Raw genomic sequence first — 26,457 nt, forward strand, 5'->3', positions numbered from 1 at the left:
GTAAAATAAAAAGTGCTCTCCTTCTTATCAAACATAAAGATAAGAAGGAGAGCACTTATATGTACTCGTTCACATCTTCTCATCTTCCAAGCCCTTATAGGCTTGCTGGAGTTAGCACGGTATTAAAAAACCCGTTGCTGAGGTATCGTAGGGCCAGTCCCTCCACCTCTCTGGATAAGAATGTATCGATTTAATTGTCGTTTAATTAATTCTCATTATAGAACTCAGAATAATAAGAGTCAATACATTTTTTAGAAAAATATTAATTATTTCTTTATTAAAATTTTCAGATGAAAATTTTAATAGAAAATAGTAACCTTTAAAGTTATGTAAACTTCTCCTCTTGCATATTTTTTAAAAGGATAATCTTCTCTACTAATTGAATACCATTATTTGAATATGAAATCGGAGGAAGATAAATATATGAAAACAGCTCTTTTACTCGTTGATATTCAAAATGATTATTTTCCACATGGAAAGATGGAATTGCGTAATCCAGCAGAAGCAAGCGCATATGCTAGTCAGCTACTACAGCTCTTTAGAAAGAAAAACGAACCCATTTTTCATATCCAACATGTAGCAATAAAAGAGGACGCTACTTTTTTCCTACCCAATACAGAAGGTGTACATATTCATGAAAGCGTACGCCCACTTAAAGAAGAAACCGTTATACTCAAACATTATCCAAATAGTTTTCGCGAAACCGATCTTCTAGAGCAATTACAACGTTTAAAGATTGAGCACCTCGTCATATGCGGGATGATGACTCATATGTGTATTGATGCTACCGTAAGGGCTGCCTTTGATTTCGGCTTGCAATGTACTGTTATACATGATGCTTGTGCGACAAAAGATCTTTCTTTTAAGAATGCTACGATACCAGCTGTTTATATTCATAATACAATTTTAGCTAGTTTAAATGGCGTATATGCAAATGTAATGAGTACAGAGGAGTTTTTAGCTACAAAAAAACACTCTCTTCAGTGAGCAAAACCGAAAAGAGTGTTTCTTGTCAAACCATAGATTTTCTTTCAAATTGTATTATACAGGAAATCCTTAAAATGAATACAAAAAAATGTGACTAATAAGTCAACTTTTCTCATTGTTTTATTTCTATTTACATGTTTATCCCGATATGAATAGGTTTTAGCTAGTTCCACTTACCAAATAGTAATATATGGTAAGTGTTTTTTAATGCAAATTAACTAATTTCTCCTATTATTTATCTGTTTGTTTTTGTTTCTTTTTCAAATACTCCGCACGCAATTTTTCAATTTGCTGCTTTTTATCAAATTTGACAGGCGTCTGTTTTTCATGAAACTTCGCGACAGCTACCTGACCTTTGTAATCCAATTGATATTTTCCCACTTTGTTCACCTACTTTTCTTGTCTTTAAAGAGAATCTATTCAGCAAATATAAATATACCTCATTTTGCTGAAGTAAACCTTATTACTTTATTAGTTTTTCTACTGATTACTATGTTAATCCACATATAAAAAATTTTTCAAAAAAAGAGATCTTCGCAGACTGCGAAGATCTCTTCTACTATTTCTTATAAAGTTTCAGAAGTAGTTTTTGCTTGCATGTGAAGCGCTAAGTAGTCAGGACCACCAGCTTTAGAGTCTGTACCAGACATGTTAAAGCCACCGAATGGTTGGTATCCTACGATTGCACCAGTACATCCACGGTTGAAGTATAAGTTACCTACGTGGAAGTCTTCACGTGCTTTTTCAATATGATCACGGTTGTTAGAGATAACTGCTCCTGTTAAACCGTATTCTGTATTGTTTGCAATTGCAAGTGCATGGTCAAAGTCTTTTGCTTTACAGAATGCTACTACTGGTCCGAAGATTTCTTCTTTCATTAGGCGAGCATCTTCTGCAACGTCAGCAACGATTGTTGGTTGGATGAACCAGCCTTTAGAATCGTCTCCTTCGCCACCTGCTAAAATTCTACCTTCTTCTTTACCAATTGCAACATAGCTCATTACTTTATCGAATGCAGCTTGGTCATTAACAGGACCCATGTTTGTACCTAATACAGCTGGGTTAGCAACTTTTAATTCTTTCGTTAATTCAACAGCACGATTTAATACGTGATCGTATACATCTTCGTGGATTACTGCACGAGAACATGCAGAACATTTTTGTCCTGAGAATCCGAATGCTGATGCAACGATAGATTTAGCTGCTAATTCAAGATCTGCTTCTTTATCAACAACGATTGTATCTTTACCGCCCATTTCAGCGATAACGCGTTTTAACCAAATTTGGCCTGGGTTTACTTTCGCTGCGCGCTCATAAATACGGATACCTACATCACGAGATCCAGTGAAGCTAATGAAACGTGTACGAGGGTGATCTACTAAGTAGTCACCAACTTCAGAACCATTACCTGGTACGAAGTTTACTACGCCAGCTGGTAAGCCAGCTTCTTCTAATACTTCCATGAATTTCGCTGCTACTACAGGAGTTGTACTAGCTGGTTTTAGTAATACTGTGTTACCAGAAACTAAAGCAGCTGTTGTCATACCTGCCATAATTGCGAATGGGAAATTCCAAGGAGAAATGATAACACCTACTCCTAATGGAATGTAAGAGAAACGATTATATTCAATTGGACGGCTTTCTACTGGAATTCCGTCTTTTAATTTCAACATTTGACGACCATAATATTCCATAAAGTCGATTGCTTCTGCTGTATCAGCATCTGCCTCATTCCATGGTTTACCTGCTTCTTTTACAAGAATAGCAGAGAATTCATGTTTTCTACGACGAACGATCGCTGCAGCACGGAATAAAATGTCTGCACGCATTTCTGGTTTTGACTTTCTCCAAGTTTGGAATGTTTCATCCGCTACTTGCATTGCTTTTTCAGCTAACTCACGGCTTGCTTTTGAAACGCGACCAACAAGTTCCTCTTTATTTGCAGGGTTTACAGAAACAATTTTGTCTTCTGTAGTGATTTTTTCTCCCCCAATAATTAATGGATAGTCTTGTCCAAGATAAGATTCTACTTTCTTTAAACCTTCTTCAAACGCTAATTTGTTAGCCTCTACTGAAAAATCTGTAAATGGCTCATGTTTGTATGCTACTACCATTATTTTTAGCCTCCCCTTAGAAAAACGTTTACATTTTACAACATTATTCTACACGATAATTTAGATTTATTCAAATATTCCTAGACTTATATTTTAAAAATTAATTAATTTTTAAAATATAATAAAAAAACAGAGTTATACAAATGTATAACTCTACAAAATATGAGTATATTCCAAAACGTTTTTGCTAATCAATAAAATAGTCACTAACAAAAATAAAGTTCTTACATATCCAACACCTTTTTGAACTGCAAACTTCGATCCAAAATAAGCGCCAAAAATCATCGATAACCCCATAATAATACCGTATTCAAAATGAATTACGTCTAAAAATAAAAAAGTGATTAACGATACGATATTACTAACAAAATTCAAAAGTTTTCCAGATGCTGCCGCTTGAATAAAATCCAAACCAATTAATAAAAATGCAAAAATTAAAAAGGATCCTGTTCCTGGCCCAAAAAATCCATCGTAAAACCCTATCATTAAAATAACAAAGAAAAATATTAATGTTTTTCTTTTCGTCATCTTCTTATAGGTAGATACACTTCCCCAATCCTTTTTCGCAATAATATAAATAGCAATAAACACCAACATTACAAGCACTAACGGACGTAAAATATCCGGCGGGATAAACTTTACTACTAAAGCACCTGCGACCGCTCCTATAACAGTTAACGGGATTAACTTTCCTACAATTTTAAAATCAACCTTTCCCGATCGAATAAAGTAAATCGCACTCGTAAACGTCCCCATCGTTGCAGCTAATTTATTCGTTGCAATTGCCGAAGCTGGTGGTAAACCAACAAACATAAGTGCCGGAAGCGAAATTAATCCTCCACCGCCAACAACTGAATCAATAAAAGCTGCTAAAAAACCGAATGCAATTAATAAAATAATGACTTGAAAACTTAATTCATCCATGCCTTTTACCCCTTACCCCATTATTTATAACATTTTAAATTATAACAAAATTACTCAAGAAAAAAAGCCGTTCCATAAAGGAACGGCCCTTCTACTTAATCTAAAATTTTCACATACGGTTCATCTTGCTTCGCTTCACGTATAATAATCGCTTCTGGACGTTCTACAGATTTAATCGTTACTTGTACTTTCATATAATTCGGGAAGTATTCCATAACAAGCCCGGCTACATATTGTGTAAAGCCAATTATTTCTGCTTTCCCATTAAACTGGACAGGAATATCAAGCTTTATTTCTCTTAATTCATCATCTCTATACATACCAGTACCGATAACAGCTGTATAGTCACCTTGGAAATAATCGCTTAATTTTGCCTTGAAGTTTGATACTCTCGCCAAGTCTTCACGTTTATTATCTGTTTTCGCTTGTTCAGATGGGAACAAATAATATTTCTCATTAATTTGTTTCCAATCCTCAACCGTTTCACTACCTTTTTCGACATTCGCATAAGAAACAAAGTTACCTGGCACGAGCGAAGACTTCGGAGCCTGACGATAAATTGCAAATGTTATCGGAAGGTTTTTTGTCTCAGGATCTTGTTCATGCATAACTTTCAAGATTTCTGGCACCATTTTTTTCCCTTCAGCTAACATCTTTTCATTCGAAATTGCAGCCTCACGCGGGTACCCATGCTCTTCCTCATAATAATGAACCGAATTCATCGCTAATCCAACTACAATGCCACTACGCTCATTTTTTTCGCCTTTGTTCACATAATAATCATGCTCTAAAATATTTGAAATATATATTGGATTTTTTTTATTTTTCACTTCTAATGATTCGGATCCTGTACCTAATGCAGGATTTAACCCTATGTTCGGGAATTTAACCGCATCTTTTTTTAATGTATCTTCTAGTTCCTTTTGTTCTGCATCTGTACGTTTTCTTTTAACAAGCATCTGTATATACTGAGTAGTTAGGGATTTTCCGCCTTTGAAAACATTATCTTTCGTACTAAATGATTCTTTCGCAATACGCATTAATCCTGTTTCAAATTCATCTATATCAAGACGATTACTTACTCCTTGCACAACTAAGCCACGTGCGTTCCCTCCCCCAAATGGAATAGTCGTCTTATAATATTCATCCGAAATAGAGTAATTCGGGACGATTGCTTGCTCTTTTGCTTTCCCCGATTTCTCAACCACTTTTTCATCTTTGTCAGCACCTGCACTACACCCACTTACAAGTAGGCCAAGGCTTAATACCGCTAATGCTATTTTTTTCATGGTAAGTTTGCACCTCTTACTTATTTAGCTCTTGTAAGAACCTCTCTTCATTCCAAACCTCGACATTATGTTTCTCCGCTTGTGCTAATTTCGAACCTGCCGCTTCACCTGCAACAACTAAATCTGTACTTTTACTAACACTTCCTGTTACCTTTCCACCTAATGCCTCAATCTTCTTCTTCGCTTCACTACGTCCCATAACTTCTAATTTCCCTGTTAAAACGACAGTTTTTCCTGCGAAGTACGACTCAACGTTTTGTAAATCAGCAATTTTCATGCCTTTATATGTCATGTTCACGCCGTATTCTTTAAATTGTTGTAATAACTCTAATACGTCTTCATTATCGAAATACGTTACTACGGATTGAGCCATTTTTTCACCAATTTCATTAATTGCTTTTAGTTCTTCTTCCGTTGCCTTCACAAGCGCATCCATCGTTTCGAAATGCTCTGCAAATGTACGTGCCGCTTTCGCTCCAACATGGCGAATACCAAGACCGAATAATAATCGCTCTAATGAGTTTTCTTTAGAATTCTCAATTGCTTGTACTAAATTCGTTGCTGATTTTTCTCCAAATCGTTCTAGCTGTAATAATTGCTCTTTCGTCAACGAATATAAATCAGCAAATGTACGAATATAATCTGCCTCAAAGAGTTGTGTAATGACACGTTCTCCAAGTCCATCAATATTCATTGCATTTCTTGAAACGAAATGGATTAACCCTTCTCGAATTTGAGCAGGACAAGTTGGATTTATACAACGAAGTGCTACCTCTTCTTCTAAACGAACTAGTTCACTCTCACATGCTGGGCAATGCGTTGGCATATGATATTCTTCTTCCTCACCAGTACGCTTATCGAAAATAACATTCACAACTTCAGGAATAATATCTCCAGCCTTCTTCACAACAACGTAGTCACCAATTCGAATATCTTTTTCACGAATTAAATCTTCGTTATGTAAAGAAGCACGACGAACGATCGTACCAGCCACTCGCACTGGCTCTAGCTCTGCAGTCGGTGTTACAACCCCTGTACGACCAACACTTAATTCAATGCCTGTTAATCTTGTTACAACTTCTTCCGCTGGGAATTTATAAGCAATCGCCCATCTTGGACTCTTTGCTGTAGTGCCTAGACTTTCTTGAAGAGCAACATCATCTACTTTTATAACGATCCCATCAATCTCATAATCAAGATGCGGACGTTTTTCTTGCCATTCTTCTACATAAGCTATAACTTCTTCAATTGTTTCACATGTGCGTCGATTTGGATTTGTTTTGAATCCAAGTTCACCTAAGAAATCAAGCGATTCACTATGTGATAGGATTGTTTTTTCTTCTACATTCGCAAGACCGTATACAAACATAGATAAGTTACGCTTCGCTGCAATTTTCGGATCAAGTTGGCGGATTGAACCTGCTGCCGCATTACGCGGATTTGCAAATACATCTTCACCATTTTGCTCTTTTTCTTCATTTAGCTTAACGAATGAACGCTTCGGCATATAAGCTTCGCCTCGTGCTTCTAACGTTACTTCTTCATTTAAACGAAGCGGGATTGCTTTAATCGTTTTTAAATTTTGAGTAATATCTTCACCTGTTACACCATCACCACGTGTTGCCCCTTGAATGAAGCGTCCTTTTTCATAATGAAGTGAAACTGCAAGTCCGTCAATTTTTAATTCGCATATATATCTTACATTCGCATCATCAATTCCTTGACGTACTCGTCGGTCAAAATCACGTAAATCTCCTTCGTTAAATGCATTTCCTAAACTTAACATCGGTGACTTGTGTGTTACTTTTTCAAATATATCAAGAACCGTTCCCCCAACGCGAACGGAGGGAGAATCTTCACTCATAAACTCTGGGTTCTCTGCTTCTAATTTTATAAGCTCCTGCATATTACGGTCATACTCCGCATCAGAAACAGAAGGATTGTCTAACACGTGATATTGATAGTTAAATGTATTTAACAAATCACGTAGTTCTTCTATACGTTTTTTTGCTATTTCTTTTGACATATCCTCATTCCTTTCCTATTGTTTCGTCACAGGTGCAAATTTTGCTAACAAACGTTTAACACCAATTGGGCTTGGAAACGCAATATCTAATTCTTTTGCATCTCCTTCACCTTTTACACTTACAACTGTACCGACTCCCCATTTTTGGTGGGAAGCTTTATCGCCTACTGCCCAGCCAATTTGTTCGCCGCCTGTCGTCTTAGCTGCAGGACGCGCGAAAGCTGAGCGAGAACGTGTTGTAGTTGTCGTTTTACTGCTACTTGCCGTTCTTCCTTTTGCACCAAACGAAGTTTCACGCTTCGGCGCTGTTTCATTTAATGATTCCACTAGTTCTGTCGGGATTTCTGTAATAAATCGAGATGCGGCATTCATACTTGTTCTACCAAATAAAGTACGCATTTGTGCATTAGATAAATACAACTCTTCTTCTGCACGAGTAATACCTACATAAGCAAGACGACGCTCTTCTTGCATTTCATCTTCTTCCATTAGAGAACGAGTATGCGGGAATATTCCTTCCTCTAAACCAACAATAAAGACAACTGGGAATTCTAACCCTTTCGCTGAGTGCATCGTCATTAAAATAACTTCCTCACCAGCAGTTGGGTCTTCATCTACACGATCAATATCTGCAACAAGTGCTAAGTCTGTTAAGAATGCAACAAGACTCTTATCTTCACTTTGAGATTCAAATGTTTGCGTAACAGATAAAAACTCATCTAAGTTCTCTAGACGACCTTCTGCTTCTAACGTACGCTCATTTTTCAACATATCGCGATAGCCTGTTTTCTCAATAACTTCTTCTACCAATTCTGTAACAGATAAATACTCTTGCATATTTACCCAGTTGTGTAATAAACCTGCGAATTCCTTTACTGCCTTTGTAACCTTTGCACTTACTCCAACATGCTCAATCTCATCGAATACAGCTGTTAATGAAATTCCATTTTGTACACCGTAATTAATAATTTTGTCGATAGAAGTCGCACCAATTCCACGCTTTGGTACGTTAATAATACGTGCGAAACTAATCTCATCATCTGGATTCCCAATTAAGCGTAAATACGCCAAAATGTCTTTAATCTCTTTACGGTCGTAGAACTTCGTACCGCCGACAATTTTGTAAGGAATATTAGATTTCAGGAAAATCTCCTCGACCATACGAGACTGCGCGTTTGTACGATATAACACTGCAAAATCAGTATATTTTCGTTTTCCCATTTGAATATCGTCGCGAATTTTTTTCGCCACAAAGTATGCTTCGTCCTTTTCCGTTGCAGCACGATAATACGAAATTTTGCTTCCAACTTCATTATCTGTCCATAATTTCTTCGGTTTACGATTCGTATTTCTTTCAATAACAGCATTCGCTGCATTTAAAATATTTTGTGACGAACGATAATTTTGTTCTAACAGAATAACTTGCGCGTTCTCATAGTCTTTTTCGAATGACAAAATGTTAGAAATGTCCGCACCACGCCAGCGATAAATTGACTGATCTGAGTCACCTACAACACATAAATTTTTGAAACGTGCTGCTAAATGTTTAACAAGAAGGTACTGCGCTTTGTTCGTATCTTGATACTCATCCACGTGAATATACTGGAATTTACGCTGATAAAACTCTAGTACTTCTGGAACACGTTCAAATAGTTGAATCGTCGTCATAATTAAATCATCAAAGTCTAGTGAGTTATTTTTCAAAAGACGTTTTTGATATTCTGTATATACATCGCTCGTTAATTTTTCATATGGATCAGCAATTGTAATTTTCTTTGCATATTTATCCGCAGATAACAATTCATTTTTCGCATTACTAATACCAGCTAAAATAGAGCGCGGTTCAAATTTCTTCGGATCAATATTGCGCTCTTTCATAATTTTTTTGACTACAGTTAACTGATCACCTGAATCTAAAATTGTAAAGTTACGATTAATACCAATGCGATCGATATCACGTCGTAAAATACGTACACACATTGAGTGGAACGTAGAAATCCAAATATCTTCTGCTTCTGGTCCGACAAGTGTATCAATACGCTCGCGCATTTCACGAGCCGCTTTATTTGTAAAGGTAATAGCTAGTACATTCCATGGTGCTACTCCTTTTTCACCAAGTAAATACGCAATACGATGTGTTAACACACGTGTTTTACCACTGCCTGCGCCTGCCATTAATAGAAGTGGTCCGTTCGTTGTTTGTACTGCTTTTTGTTGCTGCGGATTTAAACCATTTAATAATCTATCTGTCATACTCATATACGCCTGCACCTACTCTCCTTTTACTGCTTTAACCGTTTTTAACGCTGCTTTTATATCATCATAAATAATATTTCCGACAACTACTGTATCAGCATGCTGCGCCATTTCCTTCGCCTGTTCAGCATTAGAAATACCGCCGCCATAATATAACTTAGCTTGTTTCAATTCTGCTTTCACATTTTTAACAAGTTCAACATCTCCATACGTACCGCTATATTCTAAATAAAATATCGGTAAACGTAATAGCTTGTCTGCTAAACGCGCGTATGCAATTACATCATCTTCTGTTACATCACACTTTGCATCTGTAAGCTGGGCTACTTTCGCTTCAGGATTTAAAACACAATATCCTTCCATAAAAATTTCGTCCCAATCCATAATATCCCCAAATTCTTTCAAAGCCTCATGATGAACGCCTGTTACCCATTCTACCTTTCGGCTATTTAAAACACTTGGGATATAATAAAAATCGAATCCTGGTGTAATTGCTTCTACATCAGAAACCTCTAACACACAAGGAACTGCATATCTACGAATGCTAACTAGCATGTGTAGTACATTATCAATTGTCACTCCATCACTTCCGCCTACAATAACAGCATCTGTTCCAGACTCACAAATCATTTCTAAATGTTCGTCACTTAACTCCTTATTCGGATCAAGCTTAAATACATGTTTCCATCCGGAAATATCGTACATGAAAACACCCTTTCTTTTCTCAAGTTGTATATATTTCTGTTTAAAATAACAGTTTATTTTCATTCGGATTTTTTAAGTTCACCTTAAATATTTGTTTAAAGCGGAGAATTAAGTTTGGAATCCTCTCTTCCACATTTTTCAAACGAGAGGATTTAATTTTGAACTTCCTTTTATGCATTCTCTCATTATAACAAAAAAAGCTACTTACACACACGCACAATCCAACATCTTTTTCCACGTCAAATGTTGGATTACATATCCCCAAAATCAAACGGGATACTAATAAGAGAAATAGTATTATCTATTTCAACTTTCATAAAAAGGAGTGTTTTTCTAATGAAGCAAAATATCGGTACAATAAATGCCCTAATTCGAATTACACTCGGACTTGTCCTCTTCGGTTGTAGTGCAACGAAACTCGTACGCAAACCTTGGTGCACTTGGTCTAACATTTTGCTATGGATTGGTGCAATGAAAGTTGCAGAGGGAATTGTTCGTTTCTGCCCTGTTGTGGAAATGTGGAAATTCGGAAAATATATGAATATGGGGGCATTTAAAATGCCTAGCATGGATTTTGCTAAAAAGGGACATACTAAAGAAGAAGCGAATCAAACTTCCAATCACGACAAACCACAGTCAAATGGAAGTTATGACGCTTCTGACAAAGAGATTGAGTCAGCGATTGAAGATATAATCCTGGCAAAACCGCTTTGAATCATTTGTCACGATGCAAGATGCTCTCAAAGGGACTTAGCTGCTGCAGTGGGCGGTTAAGTCTTCTTTATTTTACCACGAAACAGAACGTACATTCTTATTTTAAGTATTTAAATATACATAATCAATAAAATTCAGAAAATTAGGTGTAAACCCCTTGCTTAAAATGATATAAAAGTGATATCATTTTTATATCAGGAGGCGATCATATGAAAGAAAAACAAGTATTTTACGTTAATGGTTTTCTTGGGATTATTGGAATTTTAATTTTAGCCGCTATCGGTGTATTTTTCCTTGTACAAGAAATTTTTATAGGAGCAGCATTAACTATTATTTTAGCCGCAATTCTTGCTACAGGTATTGGTATTGTTCAACCAAACCAAGCAAAAGTCATTACGTTTTTCGGTAATTATTTAGGAACAATTCGTCAAAACGGTTTATTTTTAACGATTCCGTTCGCGTTCCGTCAAACTGTATCGTTACGTGTTGAAAACTTTAATAGTAAAAAATTAAAAGTAAATGATGTCGACGGCAACCCAATTGAAATTGCAGCTGTTATCGTATATAAAGTTGTTGATTCTGCAAAAGCAATGTTCGGCGTTGAACATTATGATCGATTTGTAGAAATTCAAAGCGAAACGGCAATCCGCCACGTTGCAACAAAATATCCTTATGACAATTTTCAAGATGAAACTTGCATTACGTTACGTGGAAACACTGAAGAAATCTCTGAAGAATTAAAACGTGAGTTAGAAGCACGCCTTGAAATTGCTGGCGTAGAAGTATTAGAAACTCGTTTAACACATTTAGCTTACGCAACAGAAATTGCCCATGCAATGCTACAACGTCAACAAGCAAAAGCAGTATTAGCTGCTAGAAAAGAGATTGTTGAAGGTGCTGTGAAGATGGCCAAAGATTCAATCCATATGTTAGATGAAGAAGGCGTACTAGAACTCGATGACGAGCGTAAAGCAAATATGGTGAACAACTTATTAGTTGCCATCGTTTCAGACAAAGGTGCGCAACCAGTTATTAATACAGGAAGCCTATACTAAAAGGTTGTAAATCCTTATGGCTAAAAAGAAAAGCTTTCCATTACGTATTGATCCTGAATTACACGCAGTCATCGAAAAATGGGCGAATGATGAGTTTCGTAGCGTCAATGCACACATCGAATATTTACTTCGAGAAATGGCAAAGCAAAAAGGGAAATTAAAAAAGGATAAAGATGCATAAAAAATCCCGCTGAGGAATCAGCGGGATTTTTCACATATTAATTTCTCGTCATCTCATGCCCAATTGCACGATATCCTATATCACTTCGGTAAAACAGACCATCACTCTCAATTTTACCGATTTCTTTATATACTTTATCTTTTGCTTCTTGTAAACTATTTGCCTTACAAGCAACAAATAATACACGGCCACCGTTCGTTACAAAGTCCCCATGTTTCATTGCTGTACCTGCATGGAAAACAATCACATCTTGCAATGTATCTAACCCGTTAATGATTTCGCCTTTTTTATATGCTTCTGGGTATCCTTTCGAAGCAAGTACAACACCAATAACTGCTTCTTCTGACCATTTTAACGTTAACTCACTCTCATCTAATACAGCGTTACATACATCAACTAAATCATTTTCTAAGCGTGGTAATACAACTTCCGTTTCAGGATCACCAAAGCGAGCATTAAACTCAATTACCTTTGGACCATCATTTGTTAAAATAAGTCCCGCGTATAAAATACCTGTAAACGAACGGTTTTCTGCAATCATCGCCTTAGCAGTTGGATGTAGTACCATTTTTATCGCCTCTTGAACTGCTGATTCCGAAATTTGTGGTACTGGAGAATACGCACCCATTCCGCCTGTATTTGGACCTTTATCACCATCAAAAGCTCGTTTATGATCTTGCGCAATTACCATGGGATGTACAGTTGTTCCATTCACAAATGCCATTAATGAAAATTCTTGTCCATCTAAAAACTCTTCAATAACAACCTTCTTACTTGCTTCGCCGAACTTTACATCTTGCAGCATTTCTTTCGCAGCTTGTAATGCCTCTTCCAGCGTCATCGCTACTGTTACACCTTTACCAGCAGCTAGGCCATCCGCTTTAATAACGATTGGTGCGCCAACTTTTTGAATGTACTGTACTGCTTCTTCATAATCTGTAAAAGTTTCATATGCCGCAGTTGGAATATTATACTTTTTCATAAGCTCTTTTGTAAAAGCTTTACTACCTTCAATAACAGCAGCCGCTTTATTCGGACCAAATACGCGAAGCCCCTCTTCTTTAAAACGATCAACGATTCCATTCATAAGTGGAATTTCTGGTCCAACGAAAGTTAATTCTACATGATTCTCTTTAGCAAATAAAACTAATGCATCAAAATCATTTTCATCAATATCAACTGGCGTTGCAACATCGCGCATACCTTCGTTACCCGGTGCTACATATACCTTTTCTACCTTTTCAGATTGCGCGAACTTCCAAGCTAAAGCATGCTCACGCCCACCGCGACCGATTACTAAAACATTCATATTTCATCCCCCAATACTTAAATAAGTACAAACTAGAAGCTATGCTCCTAGTTTGCTTTTTCATATCAATAAAAGGTTATCTCGAACGGACTTTTTAAACATCCATATCAATCAAAGTTTAAAAAGGAGGATTAAGAGAACCGAGCAGGTCGAGGCGCATTTGCCAGGAGGACACGGAGTGTAGTTTTCCTACATGAGTACCGCACTGGCATTGCAACGACGACATGCGAAGGTTATCTTAACCGGACTTTTTAAACTTCCTCTATTAGTGTTTGAAATGACGTACGCCAGTGAACACCATAGCAATCCCATACGTATCCGCCACTTTAATAGAATCTTCATCACGGATTGATCCGCCCGGTTGAATGATTGCTGTAATTCCTGCTTTTGCTGCTTCTTCTAATGTATCTGGCATTGGGAAGAAAGCATCAGATGCAAGCGCGCTACCTTGTGCTTTTTCACCAGCTTGTGTAATTGCGATTTTTGCAGAACCTACACGGTTCATCTGTCCCGCACCGACACCAATTGTCATATCATCTTTCGCTAAAACAATTGCATTTGACTTTACATGCTTTACAACTTTCCAAGCTAGTTTTAAATCTTTCCATTCTTGCTCTGAAGGTTCACGTTTCGTTGGAATTGAAATTGTACTTTCATCTAATGATAACGTATCTTCCTCTTGAACGAGAAGGCCACCTTGTACAGAAGTTAATTTTTTGCTTGCGCTTGTCGCTTTTTCAATATTTACAGTTAATAAACGTAAGTTTTTCTTACTTTGTAACACTTCTAAAGCTTCTTTCGAGAAAGCAGGTGCGATAATAATCTCTAAGAAAATTTCGTGTAACTTTTCAGCTGTAGCTTTATCAATTTCACGATTCGCTGCAATAATGCCTCCAAAAATGGATACTGGATCCGCTTCATAAGCACGTGTGTATGCTTCGTGAATATCCGTACCTACTCCAACACCACATGGATTCATATGTTTTACTGCTACTACTGCTGGCTCTGTAAATTCTTTCACGATACTAAGCGCTGCATCTGCATCGTTAATATTGTTATAAGATAGTTCTTTCCCGTGTAATTGTTCTGCGTACGCAACAGAAGAAGTTACAGCGAATGGCGCTTTATAGAATGTTGCTTTTTGATGTGGATTTTCTCCATAGCGTAAATCTTGTTTTTTCTCAAATGTCACTGTTAATGTTTCTGGGCTTTCTTCACCCATTTGCTCTGTTAAGTAGTTAGAGATTAACGCATCATATGCTGCTGTATGGCGGAATACTTTCGCTGCTAATTTACGTTTCGTTTCTTCTTTTACTTCACCGTTCTCTTTCAGTTCTGCTAATACAACATCATAATCTACTGGATCTACAATTACAGATACGAATTTATGATTTTTCGCAGCAGAGCGAATCATTGTTGGGCCACCAATATCAATATTTTCAATTGCATCAGCAAATGTTACATCAGGCTTAGCGATTGTTTCTTTGAATGGGTATAAGTTAACGACAACAAAATCAATTGTCTCTATACCTAACTCATTCATTTGTGCTACATGCGTTTCATTATCGCGAACTGCTAATAGACCACCATGAATATTTGGATGTAATGTTTTCACACGACCATCCATAATTTCTGGGAAACCAGTTACTTCAGAAATACCGATTACTTGTAAGCCGTTTTCTTCTAGTAATTTTTTTGTACCGCCTGTTGATATAACTTCGATCCCTTGTTCTAGTAAACCTTTAACAAATTCTACTACTCCTGTTTTATCTGAAACACTTACTAATGCACGCTTTTTCATTTACCCTTCACCCCTGGTTGTATGTTAGTTAACAGTTGGTTCTTTCGTAGATTGAACAATTTGATTCACTGTATTTACGTATAATTTATGTTCAACTTGTTGAATTTTCTTTTGTAAGCTTTCTCTCGTATCCCCTTCAGAAACAACTACTGCTTCTTGTGCAATAATTGGCCCTGTATCCATACCTGCGTCTACATAATGAATCGTTACTCCAGTTACTTTCACACCTGCTTCTAACGCTTGACCAACAGCATCTTTCCCTGGAAAACTCGGTAATAGTGATGGATGAATATTAATAATCCTTCCGCCGTAAGCTTCTAGTAAAGTTGGTCCAATTAAACGCATATATCCAGCTAAAATAACATAATCAATTTCATACTCTTCTAGCTTCTTTAATATCTCTTTTTCAAACGCTTCTTTTGACTCATATGCTTTCGCTGAAAAAGCGAAACACGGGATATGATGATAATGTGCTCGCCCAACAGCGCGTGCTTCTGGTTTATCACATACTAATAAACTAATTTCTGCATCCAATCTTTTTTCTTCTACTGCATTAACGAGAGATTGAAAGTTAGATCCGCTTCCAGAAGCAAAAACTGCTAATCTACTCATAGCGCTGTGCCTCCATTAAAAGTAACGCCAGCTCCTTGTACAGTGCGTCCAATAATACGAGCAGTTTCTCCTTGCTCTTCAAGAAGACGGACGATATCTTTTGCATCTTCTTCCTTCACCGCCACTACCATACCAATACCCATGTTAAAAATATTGAACATTTCTTTCTCTTCCAGCTTGCCAACTTCTTGAAGTAAACTAAAGATCGGCTGAATTTCCCAAGATCCTAATTCAATTTCTGCACCGATTTCTTCTGGTAACATACGTGGAATATTTTCAATGAATCCGCCACCTGTAATATGTGCCATACCGTATACTTCATATTTCTTCAATAGTTCTAAAATAGGTTTGACATAAATTTTCGTTGGTTTTAATAATTCTTCACCAAGAGGTAGCTCTAAGCGTCCGTAAATGCGATCTAAAGATAGCTCTCCATCTTCTAGTAATACTTTTCGTACTAAAGAATAACCGTTACTATGAATACCGCTAGATGCCAAGCCAATTAATACGTGACCAGCTTCAATTTTTTCACCTGTTACAATTTTCTTTTTATCAACGATCCCAACTGTAAAACCAGCTAAATCGTATTCTTCTGTAGAATACATTCCTGGCATTTCAGCTGTTTCTCCACCAATTAAAGCACAACCTGCTTGGCGACAGCCCTCTGATATACCTTTGACGATGTTTTCAATTTTACTAGGTTCAGCTTTACCACAAGCAATATAATCAAGGAAGAAAAGCGGCTCTGCTCCTTGGACAACAATATCATTTACACACATTGCTACTGCATCAATACCAATTGTGTCATGTTTATCTGCCATAAAAGCGAGCATCAATTTCGTTCCCACGCCATCTGTTCCAGATACTAATACAGGTTCTTCTAATGCAAATTTTGATAGATCAAACATACCTCCAAAACCGCCTAAACCGCCTAGTACTTCTTTTCTCATTGTTGTTTGTACGTGTTTTTTCATGCGAGATACCGCTTCATATCCAGCTTCAATATCTACTCCTGCTTGCTTATATGCATTCGCCATCGTTATTTACACCTCGTCTTTTAATTTCTCCCTATCCTGTGCGGGCCGTTTTAAGAAAGAAGCTAGCTTCTACATCAAAAGAAGTAGAAGCTTTTTTCTTCTTATTTCATACTTTCTAAAAGCTCTTGTTCATAATCATAAAGAGCTGTTGGATAATCTCCATTGAAGTACGCCATACAAAGGCCACCGTATTTCCCTTCATATGGACGTCCAATTGCATCTACTAATCCATCTTCACTTAAAAATGTTAATGAGTCTGCACCGATCATTTCACGAATTTCTTCTACTGTATGATTTGCTGCAATTAATTCTTTTCTCGTTTGAATATCAATGCCATAGAAACATGGATATTTCAAAGGTGGTGAAGCTATTCTTACGTGAACTTCTGTCGCTCCAGCCTCGCGAAGCATACGAACAATTCGTTTACTCGTTGTTCCTCGTACGATAGAATCATCAATCATAACAACTCGTTTCCCCTCAACCACACCTCTTACTGCTGAAAGCTTCATCTTAACCCCTTGCTCTCGCAGTTCTTGAGAAGGTTGAATAAATGTACGTCCAACGTAACGATTTTTAATTAATCCTAACTCATATGGAATGCCTGTCGCCTCCGCATAACCAATCGCAGCTGAAATACTAGAGTCTGGTACGCCAGTAACAACATCTGCTTCAATAGGAGCTTCTGCCGCCAAACGTTTCCCCATGTTTTTACGTGCTGCATGAACGTTAACGCCTGCGATATTAGAATCTGGTCGTGCAAAGTAAATGTATTCCATACTACAAATTGCATGTTCTACATCGTTTGTGAAACGATCTACGTGAATTCCTTCATCATTAATGATAAGTAATTCACCCGGTTCTACATCACGAATGTATGTTGCACCTACTACATCAAAAGCACATGTTTCAGATGCTACAACGTAAGCATCCCCCATCTTTCCAATTGAAAGTGGACGGAACCCATTCGGATCTAATGCAACGATCATTTCATTTCCAGTTAGTAAAAGATACGCAAACGCACCTTTCACTTTATTTAAAGCCTCTTTTACACTTTCAATTAACGAATCTTTCGTGCTACGTTTAATAAGATGTAAAAGTACTTCTGTATCTGAACTTGTTTGGAAAATACTGCCCTCTGCTTCTAATTCACGACGAAGCATTTTTGCGTTAATTAAATTTCCGTTATGAGCTAACGCCATACTATGATCGGAAAAACGGAACAACAATGGTTGAACGTTAGCAACTTCACTTCCACCAGCCGTCGCGTATCGTACATGCCCGATTGCTGATTTTCCATTCAATCCTTCTAGCTCACCTCTTGAAAACACTTCCGATATTAAACCTAACCCCTTGTGACCGACGATTTTTTCCCCATTATTTACGACAATGCCTGCGCCTTCTTGCCCACGGTGCTGTAAACTGTGCAATCCGTAGTATGAAACTTGTGCCGCATTTTCATGCCCCCAAATTCCGAAAACGCCACATTCTTCGTTTAACCCCTTTATTTCAGCAAGCATGGGATTGCCCCTTTCCAAGCCTTTCTCATTTCATCTACATTTGCTGTAAGTAATACTTCATTTTCTTCATTATGAATTGTTACTTCATTTGTACTTGTTACTTCTCCAACTTGAATTGCTTCTACCGCTTTTTCGAACGCTTCTTTATTTTCACGTTTTACAGTTATTACGAAGCGGGATTGTGATTCCGCAAATAATGCCGCTGTTGCTTCCCCGTCTAATTTCACAGTAGCGCCTAAGCCGTTAGCACCAATTGCACTTTCTGAAATCGCAACTGCTAAACCACCTTCAGCAACGTCATGTGCAGATTGAACAAGGCCAGCTTGGATTGCTGCTAATATTTGTTTTTGACGTTTTAATTCTACGTCTAGATCAATACTTGGTGATTGTCCGAAAATTTTTCCGTGAATCATTTTCTGTAATTCACTTCCACCAAACTCAGCTTTCGTCTCTCCAATGACATAAACTAAATCGCCAGCTTGCTTAAACTCTTGTGTTGTTACATGTTTTAAATCGTGTACAAGTCCAACCATCCCAACTGTCGGTGTTGGGTATACCGCTTCACCACTACGTTCGTTATACATTGATACATTTCCACCAATAACTGGTGTTTGTAATGTGCGACAAGCTTCACTCATACCATCTACTGATTTCTCAATTTGCCAGAAGATTTCTGGTTTTTCTGGGTTACCGAAGTTTAAGCAATCTGTAATTGCAAGTGGCTCCCCACCAGAACATACAATATTACGTGCTGCCTCTGCTACTGCGATTTTACCGCCCACTTCTGGGTCTAAATAAATGTAGCGAGAGTTACAATCTGTCGTCATTGCTAATCCTTTTTCTGTACCGCGTACACGTACAACTGCTGCATCTGAACCTGGTGTAACAACTGTGCTTGTGCGAACTTGATAATCATATTGATCATAAACCCACTCTTTACTTGCAATCGTCGGTTGTTGTAATAGAGCGAATAACGTTTCTTTATAGTTTTCTACTTTCGGCGTTTCCATTTTCATTTCTTGGAACTCAGCAAAATATGCTGCTTCTTTTGATGGTTTATGGTAAATTGGTGCTTCTTCTGCAAGAGCATCTGCTGGTACTTCAGCTACCATTTCACCTTTATGGAATAAACGAAGCATTTTGTCTTCCGTTACTTTCCCCATCGTAACGGCTGCAAGACCATACTTCTCAAATAAATCTACTATCTCTTGTTCTCTACCTTTTTTCACAACAATTAACATACGCTCTTGTGATTCAGATAGCATCATTTCATATGGTGTCATTCCTGTTTCACGCTGTGGTACATCATCTAAGTACATTTCAATACCCATGCCTGCTTTACTTGCCATTTCTGCAGAAGATGATGTTAAACCAGCCGCACCCATATCTTGAATTCCAACAAGTGCATCCGATTGAATAAGTTCTAAGCAAGCTTCGATAAGAAGTTTCTCCATAAATGGATCTCCTACTTGAACTGCTGGACGCTTCGCTTCTGAGCTTTCAGATAACTCTTCAGATGCGAATGTAGCACCGTGGATACCATCACGACCAGTTGATGCTCCTACGTACATTACTGTATTTCCAGCACCGTGCGCTTGCCCTTTTTTAATGTCCTCGTGGTTAATTAAGCCTACGCACATTGCATTTACAAGTGGATTTCCTTCATAACATGGATCAAACTGTACTTCGCCGCCAACAGTTGGAATACCGATACAGTTACCGTATCCTGCAATTCCTGCTACTACTTCTTCGAATAAGTATTTCACACGTGGTGATTGTAATTCTCCAAATCGAAGTGAGTTTAATAGAGCTACTGGACGTGCTCCCATAGAGAATACGTCACGAATAATACCGCCAACACCTGTTGCTGCTCCTTGATATGGCTCAATAGCAGAAGGGTGGTTATGACTTTCCATTTTAAATACAACCGCTTGATTATCACCGATGTCTACAATGCCAGCACCTTCCCCAGGCCCTTGCAAGACGCGCTCACCTGTTGTTGGGAATTTTCGAAGTACTGGTTTTGAATTTTTATAACTACAATGTTCAGACCACATAACAGAGAATAATCCTGTTTCTGTATAATTTGGCAGACGGCCTAAAATCTTTTCAACCATGGCAAACTCTTCGTCTGTTAGCCCCATTTCCGCATATATGCGCTCTTCTTTAATTTGTGTTGGATTTGGTTCAAGCATTAACGACATATGTTTCCCTCCACTGTTTTAAGATAGATTGAAAGACTTTTAACCCTTCAGCACCGCCAAGTAATTCATCTACAGCACGCTCTGGGTGTGGCATCATACCAAGTACATTTCCTTTTTCATTTACAATACCAGCAATATCTGAAACGCTTCCGTTCGGGTTTTCTACGTAACGGAATGCGATCTGATTATTCTCTTCTAATTGTTTAAGAGTCTCTTCATCACAATAGTAATTCCCCTCACCATGTGCAATTGGAATATTGATTACTTCATCTTTTTCATATTGTGATGTAAACATCGTTTCATTATTTTCAACACGTAACTGAACTGTTCGACACATAAATTTTAAGTTTTCGTTTCTCATTAATGCCCCTGGTAATAATCCTGATTCAACAAGAATCTGGAATCCATTACATACACCTAAAATTGGCTTTCCTTGCTCAGCAGCTTTCTGTACTGCTTTCATTGCATTCGCAAAGCGAGAAATAGCACCGCAGCGTAAGTAGTCACCGTAAGAGAAACCACCTGGTAGTAGAATTGCATCATATTCATCTAAATTCTCTGTATCGTGCCAAACGTAATCTACTTCTTCGCCAAGCTCATCTTTAATTGCATGGAACATATCGACATCACAGTTCGAACCTGGAAATACTATTACGGCAAATTTCACTGTGCGACAACCTCCTCAACTTCATAACGGAAGTCTTCCATTACAACGTTCGCTAATAGTTTTTCACACATTTCCTTTACCTTGCTATCTAAGTCAGTTACCGATTTATCAATTGTTAGTTCCATGTACTTTCCAATTCGAACATCCTGTACTTCTGTGAATGAAAGGCTATGAAGTGCTCCTTTTACTGCTGTTCCTTGTGGATCTAATACGCTTTCTCTTAATGTTACATATACCTTAACTTTATACATGTGAAATTCCCCCTAAACGTTTTAAAATCTCTTCATAAGCATCTGTTAAATTTCCAAGATCACGACGGAATACGTCTTTATCAAACTTCTCATTGCTCGTTTCATCCCATAAACGGCAAGTATCTGGTGAAATTTCATCTGCTAAAATGATTTCTCCTTCATCCGTTACACCAAACTCTAATTTGAAATCTACTAATCTTACACGACAGCTTGCGAAATGATCAATCAACACTTGATTGATTTGTAGAGCCATATCTCGTAATACGCTTACTTGCTCTGGCGATGCAACGTTTAATACACGAATATGATCTTCCGTTACAAGCGGATCTCCTAAATCATCATCTTTGAAGTAAAATTCTACGATTGGTTCTGCAAGTACAGTTCCCTCTTCCATTCCTAATCGTTTTGAAAGACTTCCTGCAATTACATTTCTTGTGACAACTTCTAAAGGAATAATACTCACTTTTTTAACAAGTTGTTCTGTTTCAGATAGCTTCTCAACAAAGTGTGTTTTAATTCCTACTTCTTGTAACTTTCTGAACAATAAAGTTGTAATCTCATTGTTCAAACGACCTTTTCCTGTAATCGTCTCTTTTTTCTCCCCATTGAAAGCAGTCGCACTATCTTTGTACTCTACCCAAACCATATCTGCTGATTCTGTACGATAAATTCTTTTTGCCTTACCTTCATACAGCAATTCTAGCTTTTGCATTTCGCAAGCCCCCTGTAGTTTGAAAAATGTGAATAATGTTTTTATAAAGAATGGCACAGAATGACTCTATTCTGTGCCATATGAAATTTTACGCTTCGTTTAATCCTAGGCGTTCAAAGATTGTATCAACGTGTTGCATATGATGCTCATAGTTAAAGCATTCATTAATTTCTTCTTGTGTTAACTTGCTCGTAATACGCTCATCAGCTTCTACAAGCTCTTTAAATTGTACTTGTGTTTCCCAAGCTTCCATCGCTTTAGGTTGTACGATATCGTAAGCTTCTTCACGCACCATACCTTTATCGATTAATGTAAGCATTACGCGCTGAGAATAAATTAAGCCGTATGTTCTTGTCATATTGCGTTTCATATTCTCTGGGTATACAGTTAAGTTTTTAACGATATTACCAAAGCGATTTAACATGTAATTTAACGCGATTGTAGCATCTGGTAAAATTATGCGTTCTGCTGAAGAGTGAGAAATATCACGCTCATGCCATAATGGAACATTCTCATAAGCTGTCATCATATAACCGCGGATAACACGAGCTAAACCAGTCATATTTTCAGATCCAATTGGATTACGCTTATGCGGCATTGCAGAAGAACCTTTTTGACCTTTTGCGAAAGCTTCTTCAACTTCACGTGTTTCACTCTTTTGTAAACCACGAATCTCAACTGCCATCTTTTCGATAGACGTTGCGATTAATGCAAGTGTTGACATGTAATGAGCATGGCGATCACGTTGCAATGTTTGTGTTGAAATTGGTGCTGCTTCTAATCCTAAGTTTTCACAAACATACTTTTCTACGAATGGATCGATATTTGCATATGTACCAACCGCACCAGATAATTTACCAACACGAACTGTATTAGCAGCTTGTTTGAAACGCTCTACGTTACGTTTCATTTCTTCATACCAAAGACCAAGTTTTAAACCGAATGTTGTTGGTTCTGCATGAACACCGTGTGTTCTTCCCATCATGATCGTGTATTTATGCTCTTTTGCTTTGTTAGCTAAAATGCTTACAAAGTTTTCTAAGTCTTTTAATATGATTTCATTCGCTTGTTTTAAGATGTAAGATAACGCTGTATCTACTACGTCTGTAGATGTTAAACCGTAATGAATCCATTTACGTTCCTCGCCTAATGCTGGTGTTTCTGATACAGCACGAGTGAATGCAACTACGTCATGACGTGTCTCTTTTTCAATTTCATAAATACGATCAATATCAAATGATGCATGCTCACGAATTTTCTTAACATCTTCTTTCGGAATATCGCCAAGCTCAGCCCATGCTTCACAAGCTAAAATCTCAACTTCTAACCACGCTTTAAATTTGTTCTCTTCCGTCCAAATTGCACCCATTTCTGGGCGTGTATAACGACTAATCATCTTTTTCCCTCCAACAGTTGTTCTTGATGGTCCCAAATATGCAAACTCTTCGCTTTTTCTAGAGCGACTTCAATATTATCATTTAAAATATTAACATGCCCCATTTTTCGCTGCGCTTTTGCTTCTTCTTTTCCATACAAGTGTAAATAGCACCCGGTTAATCTATTCACTTGTCTTAGGACCCCTTCTATATGTTCGCCTAAAATGTTTACCATGACAACTGGTTTTAACAAATTTGTTTCTCCAAGAGGTAAATTACAGATTGCTCGAATATGTTGGCCGAATTGACTCGTTTCACATGCATCCTGTGTATAGTGTCCTGAATTGTGAGGTCTTGGTGCTAATTCATTAATGTAAATCTTACCATCAGCTGTAACAAACATCTCTACCGCTAGTGTTCCCACAAGTTCTAGTTCATCCGCAAGCACTTTTGCATAAGCAATAGCTTTTTGAGAAAGTTCTTCTGTAATGCGAGCCGGAACGATGGATTCATGCAAAATGTTATTTACATGAATATTTTCCGCTACCGGAAATACTTTCGTTTCACCACTTACACTACGAATGACAATAACTGATACTTCTTTTTCAAAAGGCACCCATTTCTCTAAAATACACTCTGCTGCATTCGCAAGCTTTCGCGCTTCACCAACGTCAGCTTCACTTCTTAAAACAACTTGCCCTTTCCCATCATATCCACCTGTCGTTGTTTTTAAGACGGAAGGATATGATAACTCAGTGATTGCTTCAGTAAGCTGCTCTTGAGTTTGAACCAATCTATACGTTGCTACTGGTAATCCCGCTTTTTCAATTGCATTCTTTTCAGTAAAACGATTTTGCGTTTTACTTAACAACTGACTGCCTTGCGGTAAGTAAGCATGCTTTTCAAGCCATTGTAAACATCTATAATCAATATTCTCAAATTCATATGTGACAACATCACTAATCTCCGCTAAATGCTGAATTGCTTTTAAATCGTCATATGATGCAACAATTTCAATATCAGCAACTTGTGCACATGGTGAGTTTTTTGTAGGATCTAAAACAGCAATTTTATATCCCATTTCCTTAGCTGCCAATGCCATCATTCTTCCTAGCTGGCCGCCTCCAATAATGCCGATTGTTTTTCCAGGTAAAATGATTCTCGTCATACTAGCTCACTACCTTCGCGCACATCTTTTTCAATTGCTTCTCTTCTCAATTCTAATGCATCATGTATGTCATCATGGAATGATCCAAGTATTTGTGCAGCAAGTAAACCAGCATTTGTTGAACCAGCCTTACCAATTGCAACAGTTGCAACTGGAACCCCTCCTGGCATTTGGACGATGGATAATAATGAATCTAAGCCGTTTAACGCTTTTGATTGAACTGGAACTCCGATTACAGGAAGATTCGTCTTCGCTGCAACCATTCCTGGTAAATGCGCTGCTCCACCAGCTCCAGCAATAATAACTTTCAATCCACGTTCACGAGCCGTCTCTGCATATTCAAACATATAATCCGGAGTCCGATGAGCGGATACAACTTTTTTCTCATACGGTATATTTAATTCATCTAAAATGTCACAAGCATATTTCATTGTTTCCCAGTCTGACGTGCTTCCCATTATGACTCCAACTAGTGATTTCATATTAGAATCCCCCCGATTCAAATAAAAAAAGCCTGAAATAGAACATTTTCTCTTTTACTATGAGAGAAAGCGCTCTACTCAGGCATACGTATCCCTTGTGAATAGAAAAATACCGAGTGACTTTCCCTCATAGTCTAACGAATAACGGTCGTTAGGTAGAGACTTGCAGGCCATATCCCCGCGATTATATGAGGTCTTATATATTATTCTTTCTATGGCTATATTAACAATATTTTATAAACAATGTCAACAAATAATCGAATGTTTTTTTATTACTCATCAATAACGTTCGTGTTTTAGTTATATTCAAAAGAATAATTGTAACTATATGCAAGAAGGATAAGCAATTAGAATATATATTTCTAGAGATCTACCATACACAAAACGGTTTGTATGTTAATTCCGTATGCTTTTATATAAAGTGAAACTTTAATCAACCTTCACCAATCGGGCTTTTACGGGCAGTTGATCCCCCACCTAGCTTCTTTGCTTCCGCTGAAATTTGAGGTGGGGGTCTTACTGCCCGTTAATGCGGAATAAAGCATATCGTTTCTATTCCTTTGTATCGCATTCATTACTGTAATGATTGAATACTTATTTTCATTCTTATATCATCCCGCTTTTCTTACTCTCATTATGTAAAATATATACTTGTAGTAAGAAATAACAGTTACCCTCAATAGCCTCATTTTCATTCTTTTCTCTCATTAAGATTACTAAATTTACGGATTATGACATTTGATATATATAAATAAACACAAAAAAACCTAAGTCGAAACGACTTAGGTTTTTGCTTGGCGACGTCCTACTCTCACAGGGACAAGGTCCCAACTACCATCGGCGCTAGAGAGCTTAACTTCCGTGTTCGGTATGGGAACGGGTGTGACCTCTCTGCCATCATCACCAAACTATGAAGGCATATTCCTTCAAAACTAGATAACATTTGCTACATATTATATGGTTAAGTCCTCGATCTATTAGTATTCGTCAGCTCCACATGTCACCATGCTTCCACCTCGAACCTATCAACCTGATCATCTTTCAGGGATCTTACTAGCTTACGCTATGGG

Annotated in this window: 23 protein-coding genes, 2 rRNA genes and 2 riboswitches; of the genes, 4 read left to right on the plus strand and 21 right to left on the minus strand. The window is 37.6% G+C overall.

Annotation, left to right across the window (positions count from 1 at the left end):
* Window positions 1–76 precede the first annotated feature (76 nt).
* A riboswitch (SAM riboswitch) is annotated at window positions 77–181 on the minus strand.
* Window positions 182–423: 242 nt separating this feature from the next.
* Complete coding sequence (locus RCJ96_RS21815) at window positions 424–987, plus strand: cysteine hydrolase family protein (protein ID WP_098946707.1); 564 nt, start codon at window positions 424–426, stop codon at window positions 985–987.
* A gap of 231 nt (window positions 988–1,218) precedes the next feature.
* On the opposite strand, the gene RCJ96_RS21820 is transcribed toward RCJ96_RS21815, so the two are convergent.
* The 7 genes from RCJ96_RS21820 to RCJ96_RS21850 all read right to left on the minus strand — a co-directional run bounded on the left by RCJ96_RS21820 (window position 1,219) and on the right by RCJ96_RS21850 (window position 10,301).
* The gene (locus RCJ96_RS21820) at window positions 1,219–1,368 is read right to left on the minus strand and encodes a hypothetical protein (protein ID WP_000521648.1); all 150 of its coding nucleotides are present in this window, start codon (window positions 1,366–1,368) and stop codon (window positions 1,219–1,221) included.
* Window positions 1,369–1,553: 185 nt separating this feature from the next.
* Window positions 1,554–3,101: an L-glutamate gamma-semialdehyde dehydrogenase gene (gene pruA / locus RCJ96_RS21825; RefSeq protein ID WP_000259549.1), complete on the minus strand. Its 1,548-nt coding sequence runs from the start codon at window positions 3,099–3,101 to the stop codon at window positions 1,554–1,556.
* A 153-nt stretch (window positions 3,102–3,254) separates the two neighbouring features.
* Window positions 3,255–4,025 (minus strand): TSUP family transporter, encoded by a 771-nt coding sequence (locus RCJ96_RS21830; protein ID WP_000343966.1) that lies wholly within the window; start codon window positions 4,023–4,025, stop codon window positions 3,255–3,257.
* Between the two features lie 95 nt (window positions 4,026–4,120).
* Window positions 4,121–5,314: a CamS family sex pheromone protein gene (locus RCJ96_RS21835; RefSeq protein WP_242304651.1), complete on the minus strand. Its 1,194-nt coding sequence runs from the start codon at window positions 5,312–5,314 to the stop codon at window positions 4,121–4,123.
* A gap of 16 nt (window positions 5,315–5,330) precedes the next feature.
* A complete protein-coding gene (ligA, locus tag RCJ96_RS21840) occupies window positions 5,331–7,340 on the minus strand; it encodes an NAD-dependent DNA ligase LigA (RefSeq protein WP_000031440.1) in 2,010 nt (669 codons plus the stop codon).
* Window positions 7,341–7,355: 15 nt separating this feature from the next.
* Window positions 7,356–9,599 carry a DNA helicase PcrA gene (gene pcrA, locus RCJ96_RS21845; RefSeq protein ID WP_001979861.1) on the minus strand — a complete coding sequence of 748 codons (2,244 nt, stop codon included), beginning with the start codon at window positions 9,597–9,599 and terminating at the stop codon, window positions 7,356–7,358.
* Window positions 9,600–9,611: 12 nt separating this feature from the next.
* Window positions 9,612–10,301, minus strand: coding sequence for a heptaprenylglyceryl phosphate synthase (locus tag RCJ96_RS21850; RefSeq protein WP_000272089.1), 690 nt, complete (start codon window positions 10,299–10,301; stop codon window positions 9,612–9,614).
* Window positions 10,302–10,637: 336 nt separating this feature from the next.
* Here RCJ96_RS21850 and RCJ96_RS21855 point away from each other — a divergent pair, with 336 nt between their 5' ends.
* The 3 genes from RCJ96_RS21855 (at window position 10,638) to RCJ96_RS21865 (ending at window position 12,251) form a co-directional block, all read left to right on the plus strand.
* Window positions 10,638–11,015: a YgaP family membrane protein gene (locus RCJ96_RS21855; protein ID WP_416504454.1), complete on the plus strand. Its 378-nt coding sequence runs from the start codon at window positions 10,638–10,640 to the stop codon at window positions 11,013–11,015.
* A 209-nt stretch (window positions 11,016–11,224) separates the two neighbouring features.
* Window positions 11,225–12,070 (plus strand): SPFH domain-containing protein, encoded by an 846-nt coding sequence (locus RCJ96_RS21860; RefSeq protein WP_000660680.1) that lies wholly within the window; start codon window positions 11,225–11,227, stop codon window positions 12,068–12,070.
* Between the two features lie 16 nt (window positions 12,071–12,086).
* Window positions 12,087–12,251: a toxin-antitoxin system HicB family antitoxin gene (locus RCJ96_RS21865; RefSeq protein ID WP_001085171.1), complete on the plus strand. Its 165-nt coding sequence runs from the start codon at window positions 12,087–12,089 to the stop codon at window positions 12,249–12,251.
* A gap of 37 nt (window positions 12,252–12,288) precedes the next feature.
* Here the strand turns inward: RCJ96_RS21865 and purD are convergent, their stop codons facing one another.
* The 14 genes from purD to RCJ96_RS21935 all read right to left on the minus strand — a co-directional run.
* Window positions 12,289–13,560, minus strand: a complete 1,272-nt coding sequence (purD, locus tag RCJ96_RS21870; protein WP_242304653.1) for a phosphoribosylamine--glycine ligase — start codon at window positions 13,558–13,560, stop codon at window positions 12,289–12,291.
* Window positions 13,561–13,825: 265 nt separating this feature from the next.
* The gene (gene purH / locus RCJ96_RS21875) at window positions 13,826–15,361 is read right to left on the minus strand and encodes a bifunctional phosphoribosylaminoimidazolecarboxamide formyltransferase/IMP cyclohydrolase (RefSeq protein ID WP_416504453.1); all 1,536 of its coding nucleotides are present in this window, start codon (window positions 15,359–15,361) and stop codon (window positions 13,826–13,828) included.
* A 24-nt stretch (window positions 15,362–15,385) separates the two neighbouring features.
* Window positions 15,386–15,973: a phosphoribosylglycinamide formyltransferase gene (gene purN / locus RCJ96_RS21880; RefSeq protein ID WP_000088580.1), complete on the minus strand. Its 588-nt coding sequence runs from the start codon at window positions 15,971–15,973 to the stop codon at window positions 15,386–15,388.
* The gene (gene purM, locus RCJ96_RS21885) at window positions 15,970–17,010 is read right to left on the minus strand and encodes a phosphoribosylformylglycinamidine cyclo-ligase (protein ID WP_242304655.1); all 1,041 of its coding nucleotides are present in this window, start codon (window positions 17,008–17,010) and stop codon (window positions 15,970–15,972) included. Before purM ends, purN begins: the two co-directional genes overlap by 4 nt.
* A gap of 101 nt (window positions 17,011–17,111) precedes the next feature.
* Entirely contained in the window at window positions 17,112–18,527 is a 1,416-nt protein-coding gene (gene purF, locus RCJ96_RS21890) for an amidophosphoribosyltransferase (protein ID WP_000879025.1), read from the minus strand.
* Window positions 18,512–20,731, minus strand: coding sequence for a phosphoribosylformylglycinamidine synthase II (gene purL / locus RCJ96_RS21895; RefSeq protein ID WP_000055574.1), 2,220 nt, complete (start codon window positions 20,729–20,731; stop codon window positions 18,512–18,514). Before purL ends, purF begins: the two co-directional genes overlap by 16 nt.
* Entirely contained in the window at window positions 20,715–21,398 is a 684-nt protein-coding gene (gene purQ / locus RCJ96_RS21900; RefSeq protein ID WP_000666779.1) for a phosphoribosylformylglycinamidine synthase subunit PurQ, read from the minus strand. Before purQ ends, purL begins: the two co-directional genes overlap by 17 nt.
* On the minus strand, window positions 21,395–21,649 hold the full coding sequence (purS, locus tag RCJ96_RS21905) for a phosphoribosylformylglycinamidine synthase subunit PurS (protein ID WP_000278826.1): 255 nt from the start codon (window positions 21,647–21,649) through the stop codon (window positions 21,395–21,397). The genes purQ and purS overlap by 4 nt, the downstream gene beginning before the upstream one ends.
* A complete protein-coding gene (gene purC, locus RCJ96_RS21910; protein ID WP_001170542.1) occupies window positions 21,642–22,361 on the minus strand; it encodes a phosphoribosylaminoimidazolesuccinocarboxamide synthase in 720 nt (239 codons plus the stop codon). Before purC ends, purS begins: the two co-directional genes overlap by 8 nt.
* An 88-nt stretch (window positions 22,362–22,449) precedes the next feature.
* On the minus strand, window positions 22,450–23,757 hold the full coding sequence (gene purB / locus RCJ96_RS21915) for an adenylosuccinate lyase (protein ID WP_416504452.1): 1,308 nt from the start codon (window positions 23,755–23,757) through the stop codon (window positions 22,450–22,452).
* On the minus strand, window positions 23,754–24,905 hold the full coding sequence (gene purK, locus RCJ96_RS21920; protein WP_416504451.1) for a 5-(carboxyamino)imidazole ribonucleotide synthase: 1,152 nt from the start codon (window positions 24,903–24,905) through the stop codon (window positions 23,754–23,756). The genes purB and purK overlap by 4 nt, the downstream gene beginning before the upstream one ends.
* On the minus strand, window positions 24,902–25,387 hold the full coding sequence (gene purE, locus RCJ96_RS21925; RefSeq protein WP_000839367.1) for a 5-(carboxyamino)imidazole ribonucleotide mutase: 486 nt from the start codon (window positions 25,385–25,387) through the stop codon (window positions 24,902–24,904). Before purE ends, purK begins: the two co-directional genes overlap by 4 nt.
* A gap of 110 nt (window positions 25,388–25,497) precedes the next feature.
* A riboswitch (purine riboswitch) is annotated at window positions 25,498–25,599 on the minus strand.
* 580 nt (window positions 25,600–26,179) lie between these two features.
* Window positions 26,180–26,295 (minus strand): 5S ribosomal RNA (gene rrf / locus RCJ96_RS21930).
* Between the two features lie 49 nt (window positions 26,296–26,344).
* A 23S ribosomal RNA gene (locus RCJ96_RS21935) occupies window positions 26,345–26,457 on the minus strand; the annotation flags it as partial.

This window comes from Bacillus sp. BSL6 (assembly GCF_052928345.1).

Coding starts and splice junctions, on each gene's coding strand:
- pcrA (WP_001979861.1), bottom strand. CDS start 9,599: ATGAGTATGACAGATAGATTATTAAATGGTTTAAATCCGCAGCAACAA.
- purE (WP_000839367.1), bottom strand. CDS start 25,387: ATGAAATCACTAGTTGGAGTCATAATGGGAAGCACGTCAGACTGGGAA.
- ligA (WP_000031440.1), bottom strand. CDS start 7,340: ATGTCAAAAGAAATAGCAAAAAAACGTATAGAAGAACTACGTGATTTG.
- RCJ96_RS21855 (WP_416504454.1), top strand. CDS start 10,638: ATGAAGCAAAATATCGGTACAATAAATGCCCTAATTCGAATTACACTC.
- purC (WP_001170542.1), bottom strand. CDS start 22,361: ATGCAAAAGCTAGAATTGCTGTATGAAGGTAAGGCAAAAAGAATTTAT.
- RCJ96_RS21860 (WP_000660680.1), top strand. CDS start 11,225: ATGAAAGAAAAACAAGTATTTTACGTTAATGGTTTTCTTGGGATTATT.
- pruA (WP_000259549.1), bottom strand. CDS start 3,101: ATGGTAGTAGCATACAAACATGAGCCATTTACAGATTTTTCAGTAGAG.
- RCJ96_RS21835 (WP_242304651.1), bottom strand. CDS start 5,314: ATGAAAAAAATAGCATTAGCGGTATTAAGCCTTGGCCTACTTGTAAGT.
- purN (WP_000088580.1), bottom strand. CDS start 15,973: ATGAGTAGATTAGCAGTTTTTGCTTCTGGAAGCGGATCTAACTTTCAA.
- RCJ96_RS21865 (WP_001085171.1), top strand. CDS start 12,087: ATGGCTAAAAAGAAAAGCTTTCCATTACGTATTGATCCTGAATTACAC.
- purL (WP_000055574.1), bottom strand. CDS start 20,731: ATGTCGTTAATGCTTGAACCAAATCCAACACAAATTAAAGAAGAGCGC.
- RCJ96_RS21830 (WP_000343966.1), bottom strand. CDS start 4,025: ATGGATGAATTAAGTTTTCAAGTCATTATTTTATTAATTGCATTCGGT.
- purM (WP_242304655.1), bottom strand. CDS start 17,010: ATGGCGAATGCATATAAGCAAGCAGGAGTAGATATTGAAGCTGGATAT.
- purB (WP_416504452.1), bottom strand. CDS start 23,757: ATGATTAGTCGTTATACACGCCCAGAAATGGGTGCAATTTGGACGGAA.
- purS (WP_000278826.1), bottom strand. CDS start 21,649: ATGTATAAAGTTAAGGTATATGTAACATTAAGAGAAAGCGTATTAGAT.
- purF (WP_000879025.1), bottom strand. CDS start 18,527: ATGCTTGCTGAAATAAAGGGGTTAAACGAAGAATGTGGCGTTTTCGGA.
- RCJ96_RS21850 (WP_000272089.1), bottom strand. CDS start 10,301: ATGTACGATATTTCCGGATGGAAACATGTATTTAAGCTTGATCCGAAT.
- purH (WP_416504453.1), bottom strand. CDS start 15,361: ATGAAAAAGCGTGCATTAGTAAGTGTTTCAGATAAAACAGGAGTAGTA.
- RCJ96_RS21815 (WP_098946707.1), top strand. CDS start 424: ATGAAAACAGCTCTTTTACTCGTTGATATTCAAAATGATTATTTTCCA.
- purK (WP_416504451.1), bottom strand. CDS start 24,905: ATGACGAGAATCATTTTACCTGGAAAAACAATCGGCATTATTGGAGGC.
- purD (WP_242304653.1), bottom strand. CDS start 13,560: ATGAATGTTTTAGTAATCGGTCGCGGTGGGCGTGAGCATGCTTTAGCT.